General features: G+C 35.8%; 27 protein-coding genes and 1 pseudogene (1 of these 28 running past the window's edge). 15 read left to right on the top strand and 13 right to left on the bottom strand.

Going from position 1 to position 24,608, the window contains the following annotated elements:
• The first annotated feature begins 153 nt into the window (after positions 1-153).
• On the top strand, positions 154-1,635 hold the full coding sequence (locus tag BCER98_RS17870) for a leucyl aminopeptidase (RefSeq protein WP_012095986.1): 1,482 nt from the start codon (positions 154-156) through the stop codon (positions 1,633-1,635).
• Between the two features lie 127 nt (positions 1,636-1,762).
• On the opposite strand, the gene cdaS is transcribed toward BCER98_RS17870, so the two are convergent.
• Positions 1,763-2,368, bottom strand: coding sequence for a sporulation-specific diadenylate cyclase CdaS (gene cdaS, locus BCER98_RS17865; RefSeq protein ID WP_012095985.1), 606 nt, complete (start codon positions 2,366-2,368; stop codon positions 1,763-1,765).
• Positions 2,369-2,511: 143 nt separating this feature from the next.
• On the opposite strand from cdaS, the gene BCER98_RS17860 reads away from it, so the two are divergent.
• Entirely contained in the window at positions 2,512-4,236 is a 1,725-nt protein-coding gene (locus BCER98_RS17860) for a phospho-sugar mutase (RefSeq protein ID WP_012095984.1), read from the top strand.
• Positions 4,237-4,435: 199 nt separating this feature from the next.
• Positions 4,436-5,323, top strand: coding sequence for a UTP--glucose-1-phosphate uridylyltransferase GalU (gene galU, locus BCER98_RS17855; protein ID WP_012095983.1), 888 nt, complete (start codon positions 4,436-4,438; stop codon positions 5,321-5,323).
• Positions 5,324-5,350: 27 nt separating this feature from the next.
• Here the strand turns inward: galU and BCER98_RS17850 are convergent, their stop codons facing one another.
• Together BCER98_RS17850 and BCER98_RS17845 are read right to left on the bottom strand one after the other, a co-directional pair.
• A complete protein-coding gene (locus BCER98_RS17850; RefSeq protein WP_012095982.1) occupies positions 5,351-5,947 on the bottom strand; it encodes a biotin transporter BioY in 597 nt (198 codons plus the stop codon).
• A gap of 48 nt (positions 5,948-5,995) precedes the next feature.
• Positions 5,996-6,739, bottom strand: coding sequence for a DUF3298 and DUF4163 domain-containing protein (locus BCER98_RS17845; RefSeq protein ID WP_012095981.1), 744 nt, complete (start codon positions 6,737-6,739; stop codon positions 5,996-5,998).
• A 94-nt stretch (positions 6,740-6,833) separates the two neighbouring features.
• Here BCER98_RS17845 and BCER98_RS17840 point away from each other — a divergent pair, with 94 nt between their 5' ends.
• Positions 6,834-7,217 carry a hotdog fold thioesterase gene (locus BCER98_RS17840; RefSeq protein ID WP_012095980.1) on the top strand — a complete coding sequence of 128 codons (384 nt, stop codon included), beginning with the start codon at positions 6,834-6,836 and terminating at the stop codon, positions 7,215-7,217.
• 352 nt (positions 7,218-7,569) lie between these two features.
• On the top strand, positions 7,570-8,427 hold the full coding sequence (locus tag BCER98_RS23275) for a CPBP family intramembrane glutamic endopeptidase (RefSeq protein WP_012095979.1): 858 nt from the start codon (positions 7,570-7,572) through the stop codon (positions 8,425-8,427).
• Between the two features lie 200 nt (positions 8,428-8,627).
• Here BCER98_RS23275 and BCER98_RS17825 read toward each other — a convergent pair whose 3' ends face one another.
• The 3 genes and pseudogenes from BCER98_RS17825 to BCER98_RS17820 form a co-directional block, all read right to left on the bottom strand.
• A complete protein-coding gene (locus BCER98_RS17825) occupies positions 8,628-10,004 on the bottom strand; it encodes a glycine--tRNA ligase (protein ID WP_012095978.1) in 1,377 nt (458 codons plus the stop codon).
• A 353-nt stretch (positions 10,005-10,357) separates the two neighbouring features.
• Positions 10,358-10,577, bottom strand: a pseudogene (locus tag BCER98_RS23520) (DNA alkylation repair protein); the annotation flags it as partial.
• 190 nt (positions 10,578-10,767) lie between these two features.
• Positions 10,768-12,102 carry an ArsB/NhaD family transporter gene (locus BCER98_RS17820; RefSeq protein ID WP_087095494.1) on the bottom strand — a complete coding sequence of 445 codons (1,335 nt, stop codon included), beginning with the start codon at positions 12,100-12,102 and terminating at the stop codon, positions 10,768-10,770.
• A 255-nt stretch (positions 12,103-12,357) separates the two neighbouring features.
• Here BCER98_RS17820 and kapD point away from each other — a divergent pair, with 255 nt between their 5' ends.
• A complete protein-coding gene (gene kapD, locus BCER98_RS17815; RefSeq protein ID WP_012095976.1) occupies positions 12,358-12,981 on the top strand; it encodes a 3'-5' exonuclease KapD in 624 nt (207 codons plus the stop codon).
• Between the two features lie 39 nt (positions 12,982-13,020).
• Here kapD and BCER98_RS17810 read toward each other — a convergent pair whose 3' ends face one another.
• Positions 13,021-13,404 (bottom strand): kinase-associated lipoprotein B, encoded by a 384-nt coding sequence (locus BCER98_RS17810; RefSeq protein WP_012095975.1) that lies wholly within the window; start codon positions 13,402-13,404, stop codon positions 13,021-13,023.
• Positions 13,405-13,495: 91 nt separating this feature from the next.
• On the opposite strand from BCER98_RS17810, the gene BCER98_RS22695 reads away from it, so the two are divergent.
• The 3 genes from BCER98_RS22695 (at position 13,496) to BCER98_RS17805 (ending at position 14,436) form a co-directional block, all read left to right on the top strand.
• Positions 13,496-13,642, top strand: a complete 147-nt coding sequence (locus BCER98_RS22695) for a hypothetical protein (protein WP_157671215.1) — start codon at positions 13,496-13,498, stop codon at positions 13,640-13,642.
• Between the two features lie 5 nt (positions 13,643-13,647).
• Entirely contained in the window at positions 13,648-13,824 is a 177-nt protein-coding gene (locus BCER98_RS22690; protein ID WP_012095974.1) for a hypothetical protein, read from the top strand.
• 69 nt (positions 13,825-13,893) lie between these two features.
• Complete coding sequence (locus tag BCER98_RS17805) at positions 13,894-14,436, top strand: superoxide dismutase family protein (RefSeq protein ID WP_012095973.1); 543 nt, start codon at positions 13,894-13,896, stop codon at positions 14,434-14,436.
• Positions 14,437-14,584: 148 nt separating this feature from the next.
• On the opposite strand, the gene BCER98_RS17800 is transcribed toward BCER98_RS17805, so the two are convergent.
• Complete coding sequence (locus BCER98_RS17800; protein ID WP_012095972.1) at positions 14,585-15,736, bottom strand: MalY/PatB family protein; 1,152 nt, start codon at positions 15,734-15,736, stop codon at positions 14,585-14,587.
• A 117-nt stretch (positions 15,737-15,853) separates the two neighbouring features.
• Between BCER98_RS17800 and BCER98_RS17795 the strand changes: the two genes are divergently transcribed.
• Positions 15,854-16,105 carry a DUF1871 family protein gene (locus BCER98_RS17795; RefSeq protein ID WP_012095971.1) on the top strand — a complete coding sequence of 84 codons (252 nt, stop codon included), beginning with the start codon at positions 15,854-15,856 and terminating at the stop codon, positions 16,103-16,105.
• A 203-nt stretch (positions 16,106-16,308) separates the two neighbouring features.
• Here BCER98_RS17795 and BCER98_RS17790 read toward each other — a convergent pair whose 3' ends face one another.
• Both BCER98_RS17790 and BCER98_RS17785 read right to left on the bottom strand, forming a co-directional pair.
• On the bottom strand, positions 16,309-17,148 hold the full coding sequence (locus tag BCER98_RS17790) for an alpha/beta fold hydrolase (protein WP_012095970.1): 840 nt from the start codon (positions 17,146-17,148) through the stop codon (positions 16,309-16,311).
• Positions 17,149-17,245: 97 nt separating this feature from the next.
• Positions 17,246-18,208: a 2-hydroxyacid dehydrogenase gene (locus tag BCER98_RS17785; RefSeq protein WP_012095969.1), complete on the bottom strand. Its 963-nt coding sequence runs from the start codon at positions 18,206-18,208 to the stop codon at positions 17,246-17,248.
• Positions 18,209-18,321: 113 nt separating this feature from the next.
• On the opposite strand from BCER98_RS17785, the gene BCER98_RS17780 reads away from it, so the two are divergent.
• The 3 genes from BCER98_RS17780 (at position 18,322) to yugI (ending at position 20,615) form a co-directional block, all read left to right on the top strand.
• Entirely contained in the window at positions 18,322-18,819 is a 498-nt protein-coding gene (locus BCER98_RS17780) for an Lrp/AsnC family transcriptional regulator (RefSeq protein ID WP_041810100.1), read from the top strand.
• On the top strand, positions 18,816-20,006 hold the full coding sequence (locus BCER98_RS17775; protein ID WP_012095967.1) for an aminotransferase: 1,191 nt from the start codon (positions 18,816-18,818) through the stop codon (positions 20,004-20,006). The genes BCER98_RS17780 and BCER98_RS17775 overlap by 4 nt, the downstream gene beginning before the upstream one ends.
• A gap of 264 nt (positions 20,007-20,270) precedes the next feature.
• Positions 20,271-20,615: a S1 domain-containing post-transcriptional regulator GSP13 gene (gene yugI / locus BCER98_RS17770; protein ID WP_041810098.1), complete on the top strand. Its 345-nt coding sequence runs from the start codon at positions 20,271-20,273 to the stop codon at positions 20,613-20,615.
• A 110-nt stretch (positions 20,616-20,725) separates the two neighbouring features.
• On the opposite strand, the gene BCER98_RS17765 is transcribed toward yugI, so the two are convergent.
• The gene (locus BCER98_RS17765) at positions 20,726-20,959 is read right to left on the bottom strand and encodes a DUF378 domain-containing protein (protein WP_002124440.1); all 234 of its coding nucleotides are present in this window, start codon (positions 20,957-20,959) and stop codon (positions 20,726-20,728) included.
• Positions 20,960-21,236: 277 nt separating this feature from the next.
• On the opposite strand from BCER98_RS17765, the gene BCER98_RS17760 reads away from it, so the two are divergent.
• A complete protein-coding gene (locus tag BCER98_RS17760) occupies positions 21,237-22,589 on the top strand; it encodes a glucose-6-phosphate isomerase (protein ID WP_012095965.1) in 1,353 nt (450 codons plus the stop codon).
• A 115-nt stretch (positions 22,590-22,704) separates the two neighbouring features.
• On the top strand, positions 22,705-23,118 hold the full coding sequence (locus BCER98_RS17755) for a YugN-like family protein (protein WP_012095964.1): 414 nt from the start codon (positions 22,705-22,707) through the stop codon (positions 23,116-23,118).
• Here BCER98_RS17755 and BCER98_RS17750 read toward each other — a convergent pair.
• Both BCER98_RS17750 and BCER98_RS17745 read right to left on the bottom strand, forming a co-directional pair.
• Entirely contained in the window at positions 23,105-24,100 is a 996-nt protein-coding gene (locus tag BCER98_RS17750) for a potassium channel family protein (protein WP_012095963.1), read from the bottom strand. The genes BCER98_RS17755 and BCER98_RS17750 overlap by 14 nt on opposite strands.
• 163 nt (positions 24,101-24,263) lie before the next feature.
• Positions 24,264-24,608, bottom strand: partial view of an MgtC/SapB family protein gene (locus BCER98_RS17745; protein ID WP_012095962.1) — the 3' portion only. It continues 336 nt past the right edge of the window; 345 of the gene's 681 nt are visible here — the last part of the coding sequence; its start codon lies beyond the right edge, outside the window — the gene reads right to left on this strand; its stop codon occupies positions 24,264-24,266.

Raw genomic sequence — 24,608 nt, 5'->3', positions numbered from 1 at the left:
ATAGTGTATATTCAGAATTGCAGAGGTATTATACCTGAAAGAATATACGAATTACCTTTATTGTATATATGAAGCGGAAGAAAAGTTAGAATTATCGCATTTTCGAAAAAATACAGTTATAATAAAAAATAGAGAAACCAAGGGGGGCTGAATATGTTTCAAGTACAAACTGAATTAGCGAACCATGGAGCAGTCATTGTTGCTTTATTTGAAGAAGAAACGAGCCGTTTTGTCCAAGAATTAGACAAGGCATTTGAGGGACAATTGCAAGGTTTATTAGATGAAAAAGAACTGAGTACAAAGAAGAAATCTATTTCAAAAGTACATAGCTTAGGGAAAACAAATGTAAAACGTTACTACTTTGTTGGCCTTGGAAAAAAAGAAGCATATACAACCGAAACATTACGTGCTTCACTGAGTAAAACATTTAAAACATTACAAGCGGAAAAGATACAAGACGCTGCGATCTTGCTTGACTCATTTGTCACAGAGAAGTTAGATGCAATTGATGTGGCGCATATTGCAGCTGAAGTATATTGCCTTGGCACATACAGATTACAAACATATAAAACAGATAAAAAAGAACATGTAGAATTAGAAAAACTTGTTGTTATTACAGCAGAGGATGCAAAAGAAATTGAAGCAGCGTTAACAGTTGGATATGTTCATGGACGTGCTACAAATTCAGCTCGTACGCTTGTAAATATGCCTCCGAACATGTTAACAGCAACAAAACTGGCAGAATATGCAGTGGAATTAGCTGAAAAATATGATATGGATTATAAAGTATTAGAGAAAGAGGAAATGGAAGAACTAGGTATGGGTGCTTTACTTGCAGTTAATCAAGGCTCTACAGAACCGCCCAAAATGATTGCCCTCATTTATAAAGGAAAAGAAGAGTGGAAAGATGTCATTGGGTTGATTGGAAAAGGAATTACATATGATACAGGTGGTTACTCTTTAAAACCACGCGATGGCATGGTTGGTATGAAGGGTGATATGGGTGGTGCGGCAGCAGTTCTTGGTGCAATGGAAATTATCGGAGAACTTCGCCCTGAACAAAATGTAATTGCAATTATTCCATCAACAGACAATGTAGTGAGTGGAACTGCATTTAAACCAGATGATGTTATCACATCTATGAGCGGGAAAACGATTGAAGTATTAAATACAGATGCAGAAGGTCGCCTTGCATTAGCTGATGGAATTACGTATGCGAAGAAGCTTGGTGCAAACTATCTTGTTGATGTGGCAACCTTAACAGGAGGGGTTATCGTTGCGCTAGGAAACCATACAACAGGTGCAATGACAAATAATGAAACATTATTTGAACAAGTATTAGAAGCGTCAATGGAAACAGATGAACGAATTTGGCAATTACCGATTTTTGAACGTGATAAAGAGCGTGTTCGTAACAGTAAATTTGCAGATTTAAACAACTCACCAGGGCGTGATGGACATGCGGTAATGGCCGGCACATTTCTTGGTGAATTTGCGGAAGACACACCCTGGGTACATTTAGATATTGCTGGAACTTCTGATACAACGAGTACACATGATTTAGGACCGGCAGGAGCAACAGGTGTAATGGTTCGTACACTTGCAACACTTGTTGAACGGTTTGGAGAAGAATAAGAAGCTTAGAAGGGTAGGCGAAATGGCTACCCTTTTTTATCTTGCTATTTTAGGGTAAGCAAGATTGGTGAGGGGCATCATTAGTGGTGGGTAAAGAAACATTCTCCACTGATTAAAGTTTTACTTACTATAAAGAAATTGTATACAAAGAGCCGTTTAATGCAAAAGATGTCCGGCCTGTTTCTTCCGACGCGACTAATATGAGAGCATCGCTTTTTTCTGAAAGACCAATTGCTGCTCGGTGACGTGTTCCAAGCTTAGGGTCAATTTCTAAATTTTTTGTTAGAGGGAGAATATTCGCTGCTGATATAATATGGTCGTCTTTAATAAGAACGGCTCCGTCATGAAGCAGGTTCCCAGGATAAAAAATGGATTCGAGTAGTGGAACAGTTAAAAAAGCATTTAGTTTCGTGCCTGTTTGAATGAGGGGAGTAAGAGAATCATTCCTTTCGACCACAATTAATGCTCCATGTTTTCGCTCACCTAAATGTTGGATGGCTGTTGTGATAGGAGCATAACTTGAGGTAAATGGTGATAAATAAGCTTTTAAATAGTAAGAAGCTGCAATTGTTTGAACGTTACTTAGTAAATGATGAATTTCTTCCATTTTGCATAAAATGCACTCACCATCTTCATCAATGGTTTGCTTCATGCTTGCTAATTCTAATTCTACAATTTCAATCATTTGTTTTGTTTCTATTTTTAATTCTTCAGATAATCCCCATTCTTTCATATGCCTCACCTTTTTGTTTGAAGTATATACCATTAGTGTATACAAATTATAAAAGTAAAATCCTGTTAGATTTTAAAATGTATTGAGATAATTGCTGTTTTTTTCATATAATAAAGTTATGACAAGCGAGAGGAGATAAGAGGATGGAGTGGAAAAAAGAATATAGCCGCTGGCTTTCTTATGCAAACTTAGATGCAGAATTAAAACAGCAGCTAGAAGATATGAAACAAGATGAGAAGAAAATAGAAGATAGCTTCTATAAAAATTTAGAATTCGGTACCGGTGGTATGCGCGGTGAACTGGGGGCTGGTACGAATCGTTTAAATGTATATACTGTTCGAAAAGCGACAAAAGGACTTGCACACTTTATTGAGAGTTTAGGTGAAGAAGCGAAGAAACGCGGCGTAGTTGTTGCGTATGATTCTCGTCATAAATCGCCCGAATTTGCAATGGAAGTAGCTGCAACATTAGGGGCGCATGGCATTACAACATATGTATTCGAAAGTTTACGTCCAACACCAGTACTTTCTTTCGCAGTACGTCATTTACATACAATAAGTGGAATCGTTCTTACAGCAAGTCATAATCCACCCGAATATAATGGATATAAAGTATACGGTGAAGATGGTGGACAATTGCCACCAAAAGAAGCAGATGAGTTAATTCGTTATGTAAATCAAGTGGAAGATGAATTAACGGTAGAAGTTGCGAATGTAGAGCAATTAAAAGCGGATGGATTATTACATATCATCGGGACAGAAGTAGATGAGGCATATGTAGAGCAGTTAAAAACAGTTATCATAAATAAAGAAATGGTTGAGAAAGTTGGGAAAGATTTAAAAATCGTCTTTACACCACTGCATGGAACATCTAATATTCCAGTACGCCAAGGCTTAGAAGCAGTTGGATTTACAGATGTAACAGTCGTAAAAGAGCAGGAGTTACCAGATCCAAACTTTTCTACGGTTAAATCACCAAATCCAGAGGAACATGCTGCATTTGAACTGGCAATTCGTGATGGTGAAAAAGTAGGAGCGGACGTATTAATTGCAACGGATCCAGACGCGGATCGCCTAGGTGTAGCGGTTCGTAATCATAACGGAGAATTCCAAGTATTAACAGGGAACCAAACAGGCGCATTAATGCTTGAGTATTTATTATCACAAAAGGAACAAAATGGTACCCTTCCAAAGAACGGTGTTGTACTAAAAACAATCGTAACGTCTGAAATTGGCCGTACAATTGCAAAAGCATATGGCTTAGATACAGTTGATACATTAACTGGATTTAAGTTTATTGGTGAGAAAATTAAACAATATGAAGAAAGCGGACAATATGAGTTCCAATTTGGATATGAAGAAAGTTATGGATATTTAATTCGTCCATTCTGTCGTGATAAAGATGCAGTTCAGTCTGTATTATTTGCATGTGAAGTAGCAGCATACTATAAATCACAAGGGAAAACATTGTATGATGGATTACTAGAAATATTTGAAAAGTATGGTTTCTTCCGCGAAGATCTTGTGTCTTTAACGTTAAAAGGAAAAGATGGAGCGGAGAAAATTCAAGAAATGATGACAGCATTCCGTGAAAATCCACCAAAAGAAGTGGCTGGTTTAACAGTAAAAACAGTAGAAGATTATAAGGCAAGTACGATTACATCTCTAATAGATGGAAGTCAAGAAGAAATTCAATTACCAAAATCTAATGTGCTAAAATATCAACTAACAGATGGTTCTTGGTTCTGTTTACGTCCGTCCGGCACAGAGCCAAAGATTAAGTTTTATTTTGGTGTGAAAGCTGATTCTTTACAAAATAGTGAACAAAAGTTACTTACTATTAAAGAAGATGTTATGAATCGTTTATAATGAAACCGATCCATGATGTTTATTAAAGGAGAGCAAAGGGGAGAGTGACCTCCTCTTTTCTTGTATATAAAAATGAGATATGTAAGCAGAATGGATATGATATACTGTCTGTAACGTTGCAATTATGAATGTCAGAGTAATCACTTTCGTGTATAAGTAAGGAAATATAGTACAAGGATTAGAAAAGAGGGGATTTGTTATGAAAAAAGTAAGAAAAGCGATTATCCCAGCAGCAGGGTTAGGAACGCGCTTTTTGCCAGCGACAAAAGCAATGCCAAAAGAGATGCTTCCAATTGTGGATAAACCAACGATTCAATATATTATCGAAGAAGCGGTAGCCTCTGGAATTGAGGATATTATTATTGTTACAGGTAAAGGAAAGCGCTCTATTGAAGATCATTTTGATCATGCATTTGAATTAGAGCAAAACTTATTGGAAAAGAAAAAATATGAATTGCTTGAGAAAGTACAGGCTTCTTCTAAAATGGTAGACATTCATTATATCCGTCAAAAAGAACCAAAAGGACTAGGGCATGCTGTTTGGTGTGCAAGGAAATTTATTGGTGATGAGCCGTTTGCGGTGCTATTAGGCGATGATATTGTACAAGCTGAAACACCATGTTTACGTCAATTAATGGATGAATATGATAAAACACTCTCTTCTGTTATTGGTGTACAAACGGTTCCAGAAGAAGAAACGCATCGTTATGGAATTATTGATCCATTAGAACAAGAGGGACGTCGTTACCAAGTTCGCAATTTTGTGGAGAAACCAGCGAAAGGTACAGCACCTTCAAACTTAGCAATTATGGGACGTTACATTTTAACACCAGAAATTTTTATGTTTCTAGAAGAACAACATATTGGTGCTGGTGGTGAAATTCAACTAACGGATGCTATTCAAAAATTAAATGAAATTCAGCGCGTATTTGCTTATGACTTTGAAGGGAAGCGTTACGATGTTGGAGAAAAATTAGGATTTGTTCAAACGACAATTGAAATGGCGCTTCAGTATGATGAACTGCGTGAAGATCTTTTACAACTTATGAAGAAGATTGTTGAAGAACAAACAAATCAATCCTCATAAAAAAGGGCTACATGAAGTAGCTCTTTTTTATGAGGATTGTGTAGAATGAGAATGTTGATAAGCAGAACGACGAACTGCGTAGTATATACGAGGTGCAATAACGGCGCCGATTACCGTAAGAATAAAATCTTTTAAAGCAAACCACATCATAATCATCCAAGCTGCTTTATAGCTCATGTTTCCGCCCATCCACAAGTTTACGATTACATACATATAAGTTGTACCAATTATATAAGTTAAAATAATGCCAACAAAAGCTGAGATTGCAAATGTACCGAATTTTGGATTGTTTCTTTGTTCCACAAGCTTTCCAGATATGTAAGCAACCATAATAAATGCAATAATAAATCCACCTGTAGGATCTAAAAGCGCTCCCAAGCCCGCTTTAAAGTTTGCAAAAATCGGTGCACCAGCAACTCCGACAAGCATATAAATTGTCATAGATAAGGCACCAAGTCTACTACCAAGGAGAAGTCCTGCCAAAATTGAAAAAAATGGTTGCATCGTCAATGGGACACCAGCTACCTGTAAAAATGGTGCCCATGATACAATATTTGCACCGATCGCCATAAGTGCAACGAACATCGCAGATAGTACTAAATCTAAAGGACGTAATTTGTTCATAATGTTAACTCCTATCGATTTATAGTTAACATTATCGTATCGATGCATTTATTTCTTGTCAAGTAAAATAATCTGATAATAAGGCTTCAAGGAGTTTTGAAGCAAGGTGTATGAAATACGAAATTGAGGAATTCCACTTGAATATGGTGCGATTTCATATAACGGAAAATAAACGGTAAGATAGTCTGGATCTAAAAAGTAATAGAATTTTTTTGTGTTAATCACTTTTTCAGCTGCATCTGGAAAATAGATGCTTTCATTTTGTTTGATTTGCCTTACGATCTCTGTACGAATGATATCTTGATAGGCGCTATTTTTTTTGAATAAATCATCTAAGTGTAATAGTTTCTTTTTATTTACATCAAATGTATTTGCTTTCCATGTATATAATCCATGTGCACCGCCTGTATATTGATAATAATTTACATATAAACTTAGTAAAGGTAGTTTGTTTAATGTGATTTTATAGTCAACATTTGCAACATAAGGCTGAAAAGAAGATTCCGTATGCTTTGTTTCTTCATAATATTTTTTCGCTTCTTTTGTTACTCTTTTTTTAAAGCGGTTAGTAGCGTTTTTATAATATGCATTTAATTGATTTTGAAATGTTAAATCTGGAAAGTGATGAAAAGAAGGTCTGCTTATTTGATAGTCTATATAAGGCTTCTTCCCTTTTTGGGTAATCGTTTTAATTTCAATTGGCATGTTAGAGCCTTTTGCTGCATTTGTACAATTTGGTACAATAGTGAGCAAGGAGAATGCAATTGTTAGTATAAAATATATCTTTTTCATAAAATAAACCCTCCCTATATAAGTGTTATGGATAGTTTGAAAATAAATAGGGAAAATTATACATTTTTTTGAATTTCATAGAGGAGGAATAGAAATGCCAAAAACATTAATGGATGCATTGGGGATTGAATTATTAGAAATGACAGAAGAGAAAGTAGTGGCTACGATGCCAGTAGATGGACGCACACATCAGCCATTTGGCTTTTTGCATGGAGGTGCATCAGTTGCTTTAGCAGAAACAGTGGCGAGCGTAGGGGCTTATAACTTAATTGATCAAGAAAAGTGTATTTGCTTCGGACTGGAAATCAATGCAAATCATATTCGTTCTAAACGTGATGGAATTGTCACAGCAATCGGAATACCAATCCACAAAGGACAAACAACGATGGTTTGGGACGTGCGCATTATTGATGAAAATGATGATTTAATTTGCATTTCTAGATGTACAGTTGCAATTAAAGAAAAGCGTGAAAAATAAAAGGGATTTCCTAGTTTTAGTTAGGGATTCCATATAAAGTGAAACTTTAATAAGTGGGGGCTTCATCCCTCGCTTATTATGAGCTCTCACCAATCGGGGCGCGGTCGCCCTAGGGTCATCGCCATCAACTTAGGAAAAGTAAACATCCCCCGAAATGAAAAAAGAGCTTTTTTTCAATAATGAACTGTCGAGCAAGAAAATGTTCTTTTTGAAATGCTAAAAAACTTCCTTTTACTAAGGTAATATTTCATTATCGTAAATAGTTATGGGAGTATATAATTAAAAAAAATACTTATCATATTAAATATTTATTTAGATTTCATACAGAACTCATAGAAAGGAAGTTTGTCATATGAAGATATGGAAAATCGTACTAAATATAATATTAGCTCTTGCTGTCCCAATCATTTTATTGTTTGGTGGTATGATGATTGGTGGGAAAATACTTGATCTGTTTTTAAGTATTTTGAATATAAATTATGATGACCTATCAAATCTAGAACAGCGAACCTATGCCGTGTTTATCCCTTTATTAATTGTGGTCTTGACATTACTAGCTGCTTTTTTACACCATCGAAGTCTTAGACCTCTTCGTCTTCCAACAGGATTCTTATCAAAAGAAACATATAAAAATTATGGAATTGGTATTGGGATTGTCTTTACCTTTTTCGTTGTTAATACAATCTTGAATTTACTTATAGCAGGTGGCTCCATTACAGTTAGTGCCCATCCAGATTCTGTGAAAATTGTGTTGCTTACTATCCCCGTTGTAATGATTCAAAGTTTTTATGAAGAAATTCTTTTCCGTGGCTATGCTTTAGGAACCTTGCTTCGTTCTACAAATGTGTATGTAGCGATTTTATTAAACCCGATAGCCTTTTCTGTTTTACATTTTAATTCACCCGATTATTCTGAATTCCTAGTATTTCTCATAGCATATTTTGTAGGTGTATTCTTTTCTATTTTAACTTTAGCCTATAATAATTTATGGGTTGCTGCTGGGGGACATTTTATCTGGAATTACACGATAGCGATTTTCGGAGATGATGGTGAGGGTATGTTATTTGATACATATTATTCTAACAAGGATATCACCCTTTGGGTATCAGTTGCCCTTCTCATGATCTTGGTTATCCTCTCATGGATTGTATATAAAAACCGAATTATGAAAATTAATAATGAAATTAAAAGAAAAAAACAGTTCGCTTAAGAAAATGATCTCCTTATTACATCGACAGTTTCATAAAAAGATGATTTCGGTATTGTTATCTGTGCCTTTTGTAAAATTCATTAAAGACATAAAACAGCCATTCTTTCATGGAGTATCCATGAAAGAATGGCTGTTTTTGATGAAAATTATATACGTAATCTTAACTGGATGGCTATGTACCTTAGGATAGCCTTTTCTTGTTAGAACTGGATTTTCTTCTCTAAGAAGCTTTTTAGCTCGCTAATTGGCATACGAACTTGTTCCATTGTATCGCGGTCACGTACTGTTACAGCCTTGTCTTCAACTGAGTCGAAGTCATATGTGATACAGAATGGTGTACCGATTTCATCTTGGCGGCGGTAACGTTTACCAATTGAACCTGTTTCGTCGTAATCTACCATGAAGTCTTTTGCCAGCTCTGCAAATACTTCTCTAGCACCTTCAGATAGTTTTTTCGATAATGGTAAGATAGCCGCTTTATATGGTGCTAAAGCAGGATGAAAACGAAGAACTGTACGAGAATCGTTTTCTAATTGTTCTTCTTCGTATGCATCGCATAAGAATGCTAATGTTACGCGATCTGCGCCAAGAGATGGCTCGATGCAGTATGGTACGTAACGTTCGTTTGTTTGTGGATCGATATAGTTAAAGTCTTCACTAGAATGTTCCATGTGACGTTTTAAGTCGAAGTCTGTACGAGAGGCAATGCCCCAAAGTTCGCCCCAACCAAATGGGAATTTAAATTCAATATCAGTTGTTGCGTTACTGTAGTGAGATAATTCTTCTTCACCGTGATCGCGAAGACGCATGCTGTCTTCGTTCATACCAAGTGATAGTAACCAGTTTTTGCAAGTTTCGCGCCAGAATGTAAACCACTCTAATTCTTCACCTGGTTTACAGAAGAATTCAAGTTCCATTTGTTCAAACTCACGTGTACGGAATGTGAAGTTACCAGGTGTAATTTCATTACGGAAACTTTTACCGATTTGCCCGATACCAAATGGAAGTTTTTTACGCATAGAACGTTGTACATTTTTAAAGTTTACGAAAATACCTTGTGCTGTCTCAGGACGAAGGAAAATTTCGTTTGTGCTAGATTCCGTAACACCTTGGAATGTTTTAAACATTAAGTTGAATTGACGGATTTCTGTGAATTCTTGGCTGCCGCAGTCTGGACATTTCACTTCGTGCTCTTTCATTAAGTCAGCCATTTGTTCGAAAGTAAGACCGTCAACAATCATTTCGATACCTTTTGCATCTAAAGCATCTTCAATCAATTTGTCAGCGCGATGACGAGCTTTACATTTTTTACAGTCAATCATTGGGTCGTTAAAGTTACCAACATGACCAGAGGCTACCCAAGTTTTTGGGTTCATTAAGATTGCTGCATCTAAACCAACGTTGTATGGAGATTCTTGAATAAATTTTTTCCACCAAGCTTTTTTTACATTATTTTTTAGTTCGATACCAAGTGGACCGTAATCCCAAGTATTTGCAAGACCACCATAAATTTCAGAACCAGGAAAAACAAAACCGCGATGTTTCGCTAAGTTTACAACTTGTTCCATTGAATACATACTAAAATCCTCCTTTTAAAAGTTAACGTATTGGCGATGATAGAGTGCACTTATGAAACGTAATTTCTTGAGCAAGCCGCCTTGCGCTTTTAAATACAAAAACGCTCGTCTCTAGGCTTGTTGCCTAGGGACGAGCGTTTGCCCGCGGTTCCACCCTAGTTGATGTGCTTTTCACATCCACTTTATCATGTATTGCTCAAGACTGCCGTTTCCTTGCGTTTTCAGGCTTTCACTATCCCTGAATCGCTTGTAGGTGCAAGTACTTATAAGTCCATCATCGCTACTTATATTTCATAATAATGAACATATTCTATCATGTTCTTTTTTAAATCACAATAGAGGAACGATTGTCTTTATGATAGAGTTTCGTCTATTTTTTTGTTCTTTATACCATATAAGTATTGAATGTGTTTCATTGCTGGGCAAAAGTGCATTCGTTTGTACATATTTCCATACAACATCTGAAGTTGTTTTGGCATATTTACGAAGTACTCAACCGATGATTGTTTTTTGAATGAAAAATTCTTTTGAAGTTTTGAGATGTTTCATAATTGAGAAGAGAAGTTGTTCATCTGTTTACTAGTATTCATGTGATAATATGTTCGATCTTTTTACCAATTTATTGATTCGGAATGAACCAACAAGATATTGAGATAGGGTATTTTATCGAATGGTTGATAAGTTGTGTCGAATTGGCGATAACTGAAGAGAAATCACTGATTTATGAAGAAAGGCTATCGCATATGTGCGCTAGCCTTTGGTATTACATTAAATAACGTAAATAAATATAAATATGAGAAATAATGAGTGACACAATCATAATCGGAAAACCGACTTTTAAAAAGTCCATGTAACTAAATTTATGTCCCTCACGGCTGGCGATACCTGCTACGATTACGTTGGCAGAAGCTCCGATTAATGTTCCGTTTCCACCTAAGCAAGCACCAAGTGCTAATGACCACCATAGTACATCGATTTGCGCATCAGCAGGTGATAGACCAAGTCCAACTGCCATATCATTAATAAGTGGAATCATTGTTGCAACGAATGGAATATTATCAATTGTTGCAGAAGCAATACCAGATACCCATAAAATGAGCACAGATGCGTAAGAAATATCCCCACCTGTTATTCCGATTACTTTTTGCGCTAATGTTTTGATAAGACCGATATCGATAAGACCACCAACGAGTACAAATAATCCTGCAAAGAAGAAAATGGTAATCCACTCAACGTGAGCGAATACTTCTTCGATTTCATGTTCTTTGACACCAATTAACATAAGGATAGTGGCACCAGTTAATGCGATTACAGCAGCATCAATATGGAAAATAGAATGAGTCATGAAACCGACGATTGTCAGTCCAAGTACTGTTAAAGATTTTTTCATTAGTACTGGATCTTTAATATATTGTTTTTCATCTAAACTCATTAATTTTTTAACTTGTACTGGATCAGCAATTAGTTGTTTGCGATACATAAAGTAAAGCATAATTGTTACTACAGTAATGATAATGATTACGATTGGTGCCAAATTAATTAAGAATGCATTGAAATCTAAATGCTTGTTTGCTGAACCAATCATAATGTTTGGTGGGTCACCAATTAATGTTGCAGTCCCTCCAATGTTTGAGAAAATAATTTCAGACAGTAAATACGGAACAGGATTTACTTGTAAAATGCGCGTAATAGATAGAGTAACTGGAACAACAAGAAGTACTGTTGTTACGTTATCTAAAAATGCGGAGCCAAGTGCGGTCAGCAAAGAAAGGGAAATCAAAATTTTAATAGGATTTCCTTGTGCTTGTTTCGCAGCTTTAATGGCAACATATTGGAATACACCCGATTTACTCGTAATGTTAACTAAAATCATCATACCGATGAGAAGTGTAATAGTTCCCCATTCAATATGTTTTGTAAATGCGTTGTGTAAGTCAACAATACCGAAGATGACCATAAGTGCTGCGCCTAAAAGTGCAATCACAGCACGATTAATTTTTTCTGAAATGATAATGGCATATGTAATTAAAAAGACTGCGATAGCAAAATAATACTGCCAGTTTGCGATTTCTTGCGTTGTTTCGTGCAAAAACCCCATCTCCTTTCGTTTACTATTCTTAGTGTGTCAAAAAATTGTAGAAGAAAACACACTTAACGCCATTATAAAGTAGAAAAATGTCGGATGTAAATAAAGGGTTTATTTTGTTACATTTTCTGTACAAATGAATTTTTCTTTTTTAAAAATATTTGTGGTTATTTGACATATATATAAGATACATCCAATCTGAATGTTTCAAATTCGAGCTTGTTCGTGTAGAAGGAAGAGGAGACAAAATGATAAGGAAGGGATCGTATGGATGAAAAGCAATTTTTATTTTTAGATTTTGAGTTCACGATGCCTCAAAATCGAAAAAAACCAAAAGGTTTCTTTCCCGAAATTATTGAAGTAGGGCTTGTATCGGTTATCGGTTGTACAATGGAAGATACGTATTCATCTTATGTTAGACCGGAAAGTTTTCCAGATTTAACAAATCGATGTAAAGATTTTTTAGGAATTGATCAAGAAGCTGTAGATGGAGGAATTTCTTTTTTAGCACTTGTCGACAAACTTGTTCAATATGAAGAGCGCTATAAACCGACAATTGTCACGTGGGGAAATATGGATATGAAAGTATTGAAACATAATTGTGAAGTAGCAGGTGTTCCGTTTCCATTTTCAGGCGTTTGTCGAGATTTATCCCTAGAATATAAGCGTTTTTTTGGAGAGCGAAATCAAACAGGATTATGGAAAGCAATTGAAGCATATGGAAAGGTAGGAACAGGAAAGCATCACTGTGCATTAGATGACGCGATGACAACGTATAATATCTTTAAACTTGTCGAGAAGGATAAAGAATATTTAGTGAAACCAGCTCCACCTACGTTAGGAGAACTTGTTGATTTTTCGAAATTATTAAAGAAGGTAAGTACACAGTAACGACCAAATTGCAAAATGTGTAATTTGGTCGTTTTGTTTTTATAACTTATAGTCTCGTTTTAATTGCTGGAGTGTTTGTAAACTGCGCTGTGCAAAAGGTGAATCATCCTCTAACAATGCAGCGATTTGAGCTTTTAATGCTGTTTTTAGAGATTCTTTGTAATCCGGAATATCTCCGTCATACTTTTTAACCATTGCTTTTGGAATATTTGTTTGCTCACGAAAAGATAAAGCACGTCTTTCATGGAAAAATGGGACATCTGCTTGTTTTATGTTATGTAAGTCACCTTGCATGGGATGTTTTAAAACAGCTAATACTTTCACAACGTAACTTTCAGGACGTTTATTTGTAATTTCTCCAATGTACTTTCCTGTTTTATAAATACCAGTAACAATCTCTCCGATTTCAAATGTTTCTTTCATATTTTTCACCTCAATTTTATAGTAAGGAAAGTAAGAGGCAGAGTCAAAGAAAGCATTTGTTAAGTAGGATTGTAAATCATGAAGTGTTATAATGGATAATGATATGACAGAAAATTCCGAAGTGTGTGAAGGATATAGAGAAGCATGTATTGTTTCGTTCGATGCCTTTAAACGATTAGAGGAAAGTATGAGAGTGTGTACAACTAGTAAATATACAAAACGTGTAGAAAAGGAGTGAGTGTGATGATGCCTTTATATTTTCCAGAGGATAAAACGGAATATATTATTCCTGGAATCGTTTGTATTTTATTTATTATTGGGGCTGTTGTGACGTGGCGCATGTTCATTCGTGTCTCTAAAAAAGAAGCTGATCGCTTGCGAAAGATAGAAGAAAAGTTGTTAGCTGAAAAGAAACGCTAATTCGTTTTTGTATGTTTCTCTTCAAGCTCGGATACTCTAAGGACAGAATGTATCTTGGAGGGAATGGGAATGAAAAAACAGCTTTTATTTAGTTGTTGTATGCTAGTTCTTATCACAGGCTGTGACAAAGGGAACTCAAAAGAAATTGATGTGAAGTTATACAATGCGTCTGGCGATGAGGTTGGAACAGCGAAAGTAACGCAGCAAACAAGCGGAGTGAAAATATCAATTAAAGCAGATGGATTTACACCTGGTGCACATGGATTACATATTCATGAAATGGGAGAATGTAAAGCACCACGCTTTGAGTCAGCTGGTAATCATTTTAATGTAGATGATAAGAAGAAGCATGGGCTTATGAATCCAAAAGGAGCAGAGAACGGTGATTTACCAAATGTGATTGCGGACGATACAGGAAAGATTAAAGCGGAAATTGAAGCATCAAATGTATCGCTTGAAGAAGGGCGAACCACTTTATATCGCAAAGATGGAGCCTCTATTATCATTACTGAAAATCCGGATGATGGCATGACGCAGCCGACAGGAAATTCAGGGAATCGAATTGCCTGTGGGGTTATTGTGAAAAAAGTATCTGCGAATAAACAAAAGTAAGAGCTACTTTGAAAGGTAGCTCTTACTTTTGTTTATTCTAATTGATAGGAAGTTAAGGTTCGTGAAGGGACATTGATAATGAAGAAAGGGCTACATCGAGCCCTCCCTCAATTGGGATGCCCTAAAATAGCGGGATAAAAAATGTGCCTTATGAAAGTGCATATTGAAGCCGAGTTAAAATGTCTTTCAAAACGGACAGCGGACAACCGATGTTAATGCGAATATGTTGTTCTCCACCTATTCCGTATTTTTCACCTGGTTCTACGATAATTCTTCCTTTTTCTTCTAGCAGTTTTGTTCGTTCTTTTTGAGACAGATGAAGTTTTGTACAGTCTACCCAGAGTAAAAAAGTTCCTTCTGGCTTGATAGCAGATAAAGTAGGAATGTGTGTATCAATGAATTCACAAGCAAATCGGGCGTTTTCTTCTATATAAGAGCGAACATCTGTTACCCACTCATTACATTCTGTATAGGCGCTTTGCATTGCTTCATAAGCAAATATGTTTAAGCCGTGAAAGCCTTGGCTTTGCTGCACAGATGTAAAAGCATGACGGATTTTTCGATCTGGAATAATAACGATAGAAGCTTGTAAACCAGAAATATTAAATGTTTTGCTTGGTGCTATGCAAGTAATAGTCCGTTTTGCTAATTGTTCAGATAAGGAGGCAAATGGTATATGGAGATAATCTGAGAAAATAATATCCGCATGAATTTCATCGGCAACAATGGTTACATCGTATCGTTCACATAACATTCCAAGTTCGGAAAGTTCTTGCTTTGTCCAGACGCGTCCAACGGGATTATGTGGATTACAAAGAAACATAAGCTTTACACCTTGTTGAAATTGTGTTTCTAAATGTTCGAGATCCATTTTATATTTTCCATTTTCGAACAGTAATGGACTTTCACATAAAAGCCGATTGTTTTTGGTGACCATATGAAAGAATGGTGGATAAATAGGTGGCTGTACAAGAACGGTGTCATTCTCGTTTGTCAGTGCTTGTACACTTATGCTAAGTGCTGGAACAATTCCAGAACTAAATACAATCCATTCTTTTTGTATGTCCCAATTATATTGCTGTTTTGTCCATTGGCAAATAGTATCTAGTATTTCCTTTGGTGGCAGTGTATACCCAAAGATAGGATGTTCAAGACGTTTCTTTATCGCATTTTGAATTGCTGTTGGTACTTCAAAGTCCATATCGGCAATCCAAGCATGTAAAAGTTCCTCATCTTTATATGTATCCCATTTGATGCTTTGAGTACCACGGCGATTCACTACTTTTTGAAATTGATGCATAGTTTAGCTCCTTTCTGCTATAAAACTACATTTTATGAAAATTCCTACTCTTCTTCTAGCATATATGATGTGATACGATAAAGGAAAGCATGAAAACGAGAAAAAGGCGGGAAGTAAATGGGTGCATATGAAAGAATGGTGGAGCTGGTAAAAAACTGGGATCCGTTTCAAATGGGAGCGGAGTTTTATGAAACAGAAGCAAGTGATGTTGTATATGTAGTAAGTGCGTTTGATGATCCAAGATATATTGCGAAAAAAATTCAACATATATATTTTATGTCGTTTGAAGAAGTTCCTCCGTTAGAAAAATGTGAAAAGTTAGCAGAACAGTTGCTTATTTTAAAAGAGGGCGGAAGTTGTTCAATATAGCTGCTCTTACTTTGGTAGCTATATTTGATCCCGCTATTTTAGGGCAGTAAGACTCTCATTCAAAGATTCAGAGAGGGGGGCTTATTGTCCGTAACAGCCCGAGTGGTGAAGGGGTATAATGAGTAGGGGATGAAGAAAAAACATTGATTAAAGTTCCACTTTAGTAAAACCCCCTCTTCTAAACGAAGTGAAGGAGGGGGAGTTCAATTTGCAACAAAAGAAATAATTTCCTCATAAATGTGCTCTGGTTTTTCTTCAGGTAGTAAATGCCCTGTGTTTTCATATGAAATGAATTGAGAATTTGGCAAATCTTTATGAAGTCGTTGTCCAATTTGAATGGGAACAACGCGGTCTTGTTCTCCCCAAATCAGTAAAGTAGGTGTTTGAATTTTACGTAATTCGGTCGATGGTAAATCGCCTTCCCGATCTCTAATCATTCGCGTTAAAGCAGGGAATATTCGATTATCGTAAAAGGGAGCAGCATAGCCTTCCATCATTTCATCGTCAATTAAAGAATGGTCATGAACAACATTCATTAAGTTATGAACAATTCCTCTTTTTGTAATCCATTTCTTCACATATAGATGAAAAAATGGTAAATAAGAAGAATAAATAAGAGGTAAAGTAGCGCGATGTAAGTAGCTGGAGCTGCATAGTAAAATCGTTTTTTTTATTAAGTCAGGACATATACGGTTCACATAAAGAGAGATTTGTCCCCCCATGGAGTGTCCAATTAAAATGATGTTAGAAAATTTCGAGTGTTTTATTAAGTCGATAATGATGGTTGCTAAGTTATGGTAAGAGTATTTGAAGTGATTGGATTTATCACTTCTCCCGAACGGTGGTAAATCAAGGGCAATTACTGTGCCTTCTTGGGCTAGTAAAGGTATTAATCGCCGATAACTAAATGAAGAAGAGAGGAAACCATGAACGAGTACGAAAGTAGGCCGTTCTTTTTTATTATAATGCTCATACAACTCATAATGAACAGTTATGCCACGAGTGGAAAAAGTGAAATAGGGATATTTGAATTCATGTTTCATTTTTTGTCACTCCATTCATTTTTTGTTCATATCATCTCCTTATAAGAAAATATTTATGTACACGAGTAAAAGGCAAGATGGAAGTCCATTTTGCCTTTTACTCGTGTACAATATTAGGTGGTGTTTTCCCTTGTAAGCCTGCAACTAAATTTTCAGCAGCTACTTTTGCCATTTGTTGTCTCGTTTTTAATGTTGCTGACCCAACATGAGGTAAAGTAACCACATTTTGTAGAGATAAAAGTGGATTGTCTTTTTCAATCGGTTCTTGTGTAAAGGTATCAATACCAGCTGCAAAAATCTTTTTTTGTTGTAAGGCAGAAATTAACGCCGCTTCATCTACTGTTTTTCCGCGAGAAGCATTAATGAAAACCGCTGTTTCCTTCATAAGCGAGAATTCGTTTTCGCCAATGAGATGATATGTTTCAGCAGTTAATGGAGTTAAAAGGACAACAAAATCAGATTGTTTCAGCAATGTATCTAGTTCACAGTATGTAGCGTTAAATTTCTGTTCAGCTTCTTTTTTACGACGGCGATTGTGGTATAAAACGTCCATATCGAAGCCGAAGTTTGCTCGCTTGGCAACTGCTTCTCCAATACGTCCCATACCGATAATGCCAATTGTACGGTGATGGACATCTACTCCAAAATGATCTTTTGAAATCTCAGTATCCCAATTCCCATTTTTGACATAAGAATCAAGTTCACATACGCGGCGGCTAGCTGATAGCATAAGAGCAAAAACAAGATCAGCTACTGTATCGTCTAATACATATGGTGTATTTGTTCCAATTACATTTCTTCTCTTCATTGCTTTTAAATCGAAGTTATCATAACCGACAGAAATATTACTCACAACTTTTAAGTTAGGAGCTGCTTGTAATAATTCTTCATCAATCTTTGCTCCGAAATTCAGTAAGCCATCTTTATCTTTTATTTTTTCTAATAAAACGTCACGAGAAATCTTTTCATCGCGATTCCACTTTTCATATTCACAGTGTTCAGATAAATATTTTTCTACAAATACTGGTATACGTTCAGCGATGTATACTTTTGGTTTCATCAACTCATCCCCTTTCCTTTTTATTTTTACATAATTCTCTAAAAAAATCTTCTTTTCAAATAGAAAAGAGTGTCTGTATAATTTAAAAACAAACAAAAGAGAGGATGAGTTATGTGATGACTGAAAAAGAATTGGAATTGTTAGTATGTCTTGAAAAAAACAGTCGTTTATCTGTAGAAACTTTAGCGAAAATGTTAAATATAGAGGTTGAAGAAGCACAAAAAATGGTTGCAAAATTAGAAAGTGAAAACATTATTGTAGACTATGTGACACATATTGATTGGACAAAGGTGAAAGAGCACACTGGTTTAACGGCAATGATTGATGTAAAGGTAACGCCGAAGCATGGAGTTGGGTTTGATGCGGTTGCTGAACAAATATATCGTTATTCAGAAGTGAAATCAGTATATTTAATGTCAGGGACATACGACCTTTCAATTACATTAGAAGGAAAAACGATGGCAGAAGTAGCGACATTTGTTTCTGAAAAATTAGCAACAATTGAATCAGTCGTTTCAACAACAACTCATTTTATTTTGAAAAAATATAAACATGAGGGAATTATTTATGAAAATACAGATGATGATAAACGAATTGTGGTGACACCATGAAGCAGTTTGAACTATCTAGAGCAGCAGAGTCTTTACAGCCATCTGGTATTCGAAAGTTCTTTGATTTAGCAGCAGGAATGAAAGGTGTTATTTCACTTGGTGTTGGAGAACCTGACTTTGTGACACCGTGGAATGTAAGGAAAGCCTGTATTCGTTCGTTAGAAGAAGGGTATACAGCATACACGGCAAATGCAGGATTATTAGAACTACGTCAAGAAATAGCAAAGTATCTAAAAAAACAATTTGAAGTTTCTTATGATCCAAATGACGAAATTATTGTGACAGTTGGAGCAAGCCAAGCGCTAGATGTGGCCATGCGTGCGATTGTGAATCCTGGTGACGAAGTGATTATTATAGAACCGAGCTTTGTGTCATATGCCCCCCTTGTTACATTGGCAGGGGGCGTTCCAATACCGGTTGCAACATCTTTAGAGAACGCATTTAAAGTACAGCCAGAACAAATTGAAGCAGCGATTACAACAAAGACGAAAGCAATTTTGCTTTGTTCTCCAAATAATCCAACAGGGGCGCTTTTAAACAAATCTGAATTAGAAAAGTTAGCAGAAATTGTAGAAAAATATAATTTAATTGTTCTATCAGATGAAATTTATGCGGAGCTTGTCTATGATGAAGCTTATACAAGTTTTGCTAGCATAAAGAATATGAGGGATCATACGATTTTAATTTCTGGATTTTCAAAAGGATTTGCAATGACAGGATGGCGTCTTGGGATGATTGCAGCTCCTACTCATTTTTCATCATTCATGTTAAAAATTCATCAGTATTCTATGATGTGCGCGCCAACAATGTCACAGTTTGCTGCGCTCGAAGCGCTTCGGTCCGGGAATGATGAAGTTATTCGAATGAGAGACAGTTACAAGAAGCGCCGCAACTTTATGACACAGTCGTTAAATGAGATGGGATTAACATGTCATGTACCGGGTGGTGCGTTTTATGTATTTCCTTCTATTTCTTCAACAGGATTGTCTTCAGCGGCATTTGCCGAGCAATTATTGATAGAGGAAAAAATTGCGGTTGTACCAGGTAGTGTGTTTGGTGAAAGTGGTGAAGGGTTTATTCGTTGTTCTTATGCGACTTCACTTGAGCAACTTATGGAAGCTATGAACAGAATGAAACGTTTTGTGGAGAATAAAAAAAGGACAAAACAGAATACGTTTTGTCCATAAAAGGGGGGAATACTAGAAAGCCATGTGTTAGTATTCTATCCCAATATTTGAAAAATATACGTACTAGAGGGGATTTTTTTATGAATTTTGAATGAAAGAAGAGGGGATGGTATAATTTACTAATATCAGGGGGTTCTTAGTTAAGATTTCGCTAAGCAATTATTTAAAGTTAATAGCATCTATCTATTCTTTATAAGTTCTCAGTGGATGCTTAGCTACGGAATAGTAGCAGGAAAAAATGGTAAACGTATGGGAGTGTTTCATATGTCAGAACAATATACAACAGGAGTGATTGTAAAAGGGAAAGTGACTGGAATTCAAGATTACGGCGCATTTGTAGCATTGGATGATGAAACGCAAGGTCTTGTGCATATATCTGAAATTACAAATGGGTATGTAAAAGATGTTCATGATTATTTAAAAATCGGAGATACAGTAGAAGTAAAGGTACTTTCCGTTGATGAAGAGCACAAAAAGATGAGTTTATCATTAAAAGCAGCAAAAAGAAAACAAGGGAAAGTTCTTGTGCCCAATCCATCCGCAAAAGGATTTCATACATTGCGTGAGAAGTTAACAGAGTGGATAGAAGAATCGGACATAACAAAGTAAAAGAGGAATGCTCATGAGCATTCCTCTTTTACTTTGTTATGATATATATTTAGCAAATATGATTGCAAGCAATCATATTCGTATGTCGGATGAGAAGAATGACATACTGATTATCGAATTTCATGCGTTTCTGGGTGTGTACCTAGATTTTCAGATGGTTTAAATAATAACCCGAGATTAATGAGCCCAGAAATACCGACAATGCCATAAATAATTCTTGCGAGAGCAGAGTTTTGTCCGCCAAAAATAGCTGCTACTAAGTCAAATTGAAAAAATCCAATAAGTCCCCAGTTGACGGCACCGATTACAGTGAATACTAAGGCGATTCGTTGTAAAGTACTCATCTTAAATAGCCCTCCTTAAATGTAGAACATGAGTAAACCTTTATGCGATTTAACTCGTTTATAGCATGTTTTTCTTTTGCTGTTTTTATACATAAAAAATATATAGTATACGACATGTATACATCTATACCCCTAAATACCGGTTTTTATACGAAAAATGAACATTTTTCAAAAAATAATGATTGGTTGCGTTTACAATTCGTCAATCGCTTGATTTACAACTTTAGTTTCGCTAAAGTGAATACAGAAATACATATACATAATTGGAGGGAAAAAGATGAGCACACATGTAACGTTCGATTACTCTAAAGCATTATCGTTCATCAGTGAACACGAATTAACTTATTTACGTGATGCAGTAAAGGTATCACATCATGCAATCCATGAAAAAACTGGGGCTGGGAACGATTTCCTTGGATGGGTAGACCTTCCCCTTGCATATGATAAAGAAGAATTTATTCGCATTCAAAAATGTGCTGAAAAAATTAAAAATGACTCTGACATTTTACTTGTTATCGGTATTGGTGGCTCTTACTTAGGAGCACGTGCAGCAATTGAAATGTTAAACCATTCTTTCTACAATATGCTTTCTAAAGAACAACGTAAAACTCCACAAGTGCTATTTGTTGGACAAAACATTAGCTCCACTTATATGAAAGATTTAATGGATGTACTAGAAGGCAAAGACTTCTCTATTAACGTAATTTCCAAATCAGGTACAACAACAGAACCTGCAATCGCATTCCGTTTATTCCGTAAATTATTAGAAGACAAATACGGAAAAGAAGAAGCGCGTAAACGTATTTATGCAACGACAGATAAGGCGCGTGGCGCTTTAAAAACATTAGCTGACGAAGAAGGTTACGAAACATTCGTAATTCCAGATGATGTTGGTGGACGCTTCTCTGTATTAACGCCAGTTGGATTATTGCCAATTGCTGTTAGTGGTTTAAGCATTGAAGAAATGATGCAAGGGGCAGCGGCTGGTTGCAATGATTTTGCAAAATCAGAACTGGAAGAAAATCCAGCTTATCAATATGCGGTTGTACGAAATGCGTTATATAACAAAGGGAAAACGATTGAAATGCTTGTTAACTATGAACCAGCACTTCAATATTTCGCTGAGTGGTGGAAACAACTATTTGGTGAAAGTGAAGGGAAAGATCAAAAAGGTATTTTCCCATCTTCAGCAAATTTCTCTACCGACTTACACTCATTAGGTCAATACATCCAAGAAGGACGTCGTGACTTATTTGAAACAGTTCTAAAAGTAGGTAAACCTACACATGAACTAACAATTGAATTAGATGAGAGCGATTTAGACGGTTTAAACTATCTTGCTGGGAAAACGGTGGACTTCGTAAATACAAAAGCGTACGAAGGTACATTATTAGCACATAGTGATGGCGGCGTGCCAAACTTAATCGTTAATATTCCAGAATTAAATGAGTATACATTCGGTTACCTTGTATATTTCTTCGAAAAAGCATGTGCGATGAGTGGCTATCTATTAGGTGTAAATCCATTTGATCAACCAGGTGTCGAAGCATATAAGAAAAACATGTTTGCTTTACTTGGAAAACCAGGATTCGAAGAACTAAAAGCAGAATTGGAAGAGCGTTTAAAATAAAGAAAACTGTTAGGGCATGTCCCTAACAGTTTTTTTCTTTTGACGGTATGAATCACCAATATATTCTTACTAGAACGGGTATGCTAATGAAAAATGTATTAGAAGGGTGAATGATATGATTCCGATTCAATCCGATTTAGAAGGTCGTCTATATGCTCTTTATCAACTAGAGGAAACGTTAAAGCCGCTTGGCTACAATATAGGTGGAAATTGGGAGTATGATAAAGGATGCTTTGATTACAAACTGGATGAAGAAGATGGATATCAATTTTTAAGATTGCCATTTACAGCTGTGGAAGGAGAGCTTGATGTTCCAGGTGTGGTCGTTCGTCTTGGAACACCTTATCTTCTTTCGCATGTGTATCAAGACGAACTAGATGATCAAGTAAACATGTTTGCAGCTGGAACAAGCGGACTAGATCAATTTGCAGAACCGAAAGATGCTGATGGGCATATAAAAAGAAAGTATATAGAGATTGGTAAAGCATTCGTGCAAGAAATAGAAAGACATCTTATCAATGATGAATGACAATCAAAATATCACTTTTAAGAATTACTAATGTGCGAACAGGGTTAATATGAAATTGTTCATCGCGTTTTACACCCAGCAACAGAATATTTTGTTTTAAAAGGAAATTACTACATCCTTCAAATGTTTTTCCAACATATGATGGTGGCACCTGCATTAACTGTAATTTACTTTCTGAGAGCTCGTTATAGAGCGTGAACAATACACCTGAAATAGACGGGAATAAAAGAGAAGCAGTAAAAACATAGCTGGTTAACTTGTTTCCTTCTATAATTTCCGTCGCTCCTGCTCTTGTTGCATTTTGAATTTGTTCTGAGGTTAAGAGTTCAGCAATGCAATGAATATGTGGATTTAATCCTTTTGCGGTTAAAATGTTTAAAATAGATTGCGTATCCGCTAAAGTTTCATTTTTTTCTTTATCTGCTGTGATTAAAATGGTATGTGCTGTTTTTATGTTGGCTTTTAACAAAGTTTCATCGTGATGTGGGCATCCTTTAATAAATTCTAGATGATGGAATGGCTTTGGGAGCAAGGAAAGTGTTTCATCTACTAAGACAATATCCAGATTTGGATTTAATGTAGACATTTGACTTACAACTTGTTTTGCTCTTTCATTCCAACCTACAATAATCATATGACCATTAGAAGAAGCTGCCTCCTCTCCTGTGATCTTCATATATTGCTTATTCATCATTTCTGTAGCGAATAAGATCATAAAATAAGAGCAAAAGCCTGTCCCTAATAAAATTAAAAGCATACCGACTATTTTTCCTATAGGTGTATGAGGGACATAGTCACCGTAACCAACAGTAAAAATTGTAACGAGAGACCACCATATACCATCTAACCATGTAGAAAAATATGTAGGCTCTAGTTTATATATGATAAAGCCAAAAACTGTAGTGAGTATAACAATAAAACAAATTAATCGAAAAATAATAGAATCACGAAAGGTGTCTATTAGGTTTGCTGGTGGTTTCAAAATATTTCTCCTCCTACATATAAAGCTATAATCATTGTTACCATTATCAAAAAAAGAAAAACACCTAAAAAATAATCAAAGAAGATTACTCTCTCTACCACGTAGAGATTGATCTTCTTTTCAATTCTGTTCTGTATAGTGACAAAAAGTTAGTAGGAGGTATTTAAATACTTTCAACTTCTGTTTGTTGGACACTATCGAGGTGTTGTAAGGTGTAGTAAACATCGGTTGTATGTGTTTTTTGATCTACGGATAGTTTTAAATGTAACAGGTGTGAGCTATTTTCTAATGTTTTCAGTTTCATATTCTTTACTTTTATATCCATAGCTTTAATTTCTTCGATAACAGTTGAAATATTATTCATATTGCGCACAACAAGTTTAACAGCGATATCTCGTTGTCGTAATGACCTGGGTCCTAGAAATTGCATTGTTAAAGGAATTAATTCTACACTTATCATAAGAAAAAACATGCCGAAAACTGCTTCGATATAAAAACCAGCTCCAAC

Origin of the sequence: Bacillus cytotoxicus NVH 391-98, from assembly GCF_000017425.1 — a bacterium.
GTDB lineage: Bacteria > Bacillota > Bacilli > Bacillales > Bacillaceae_G > Bacillus_A > Bacillus_A cytotoxicus.
This window is presented reverse-complemented; position numbering and strand designations above follow the sequence as displayed.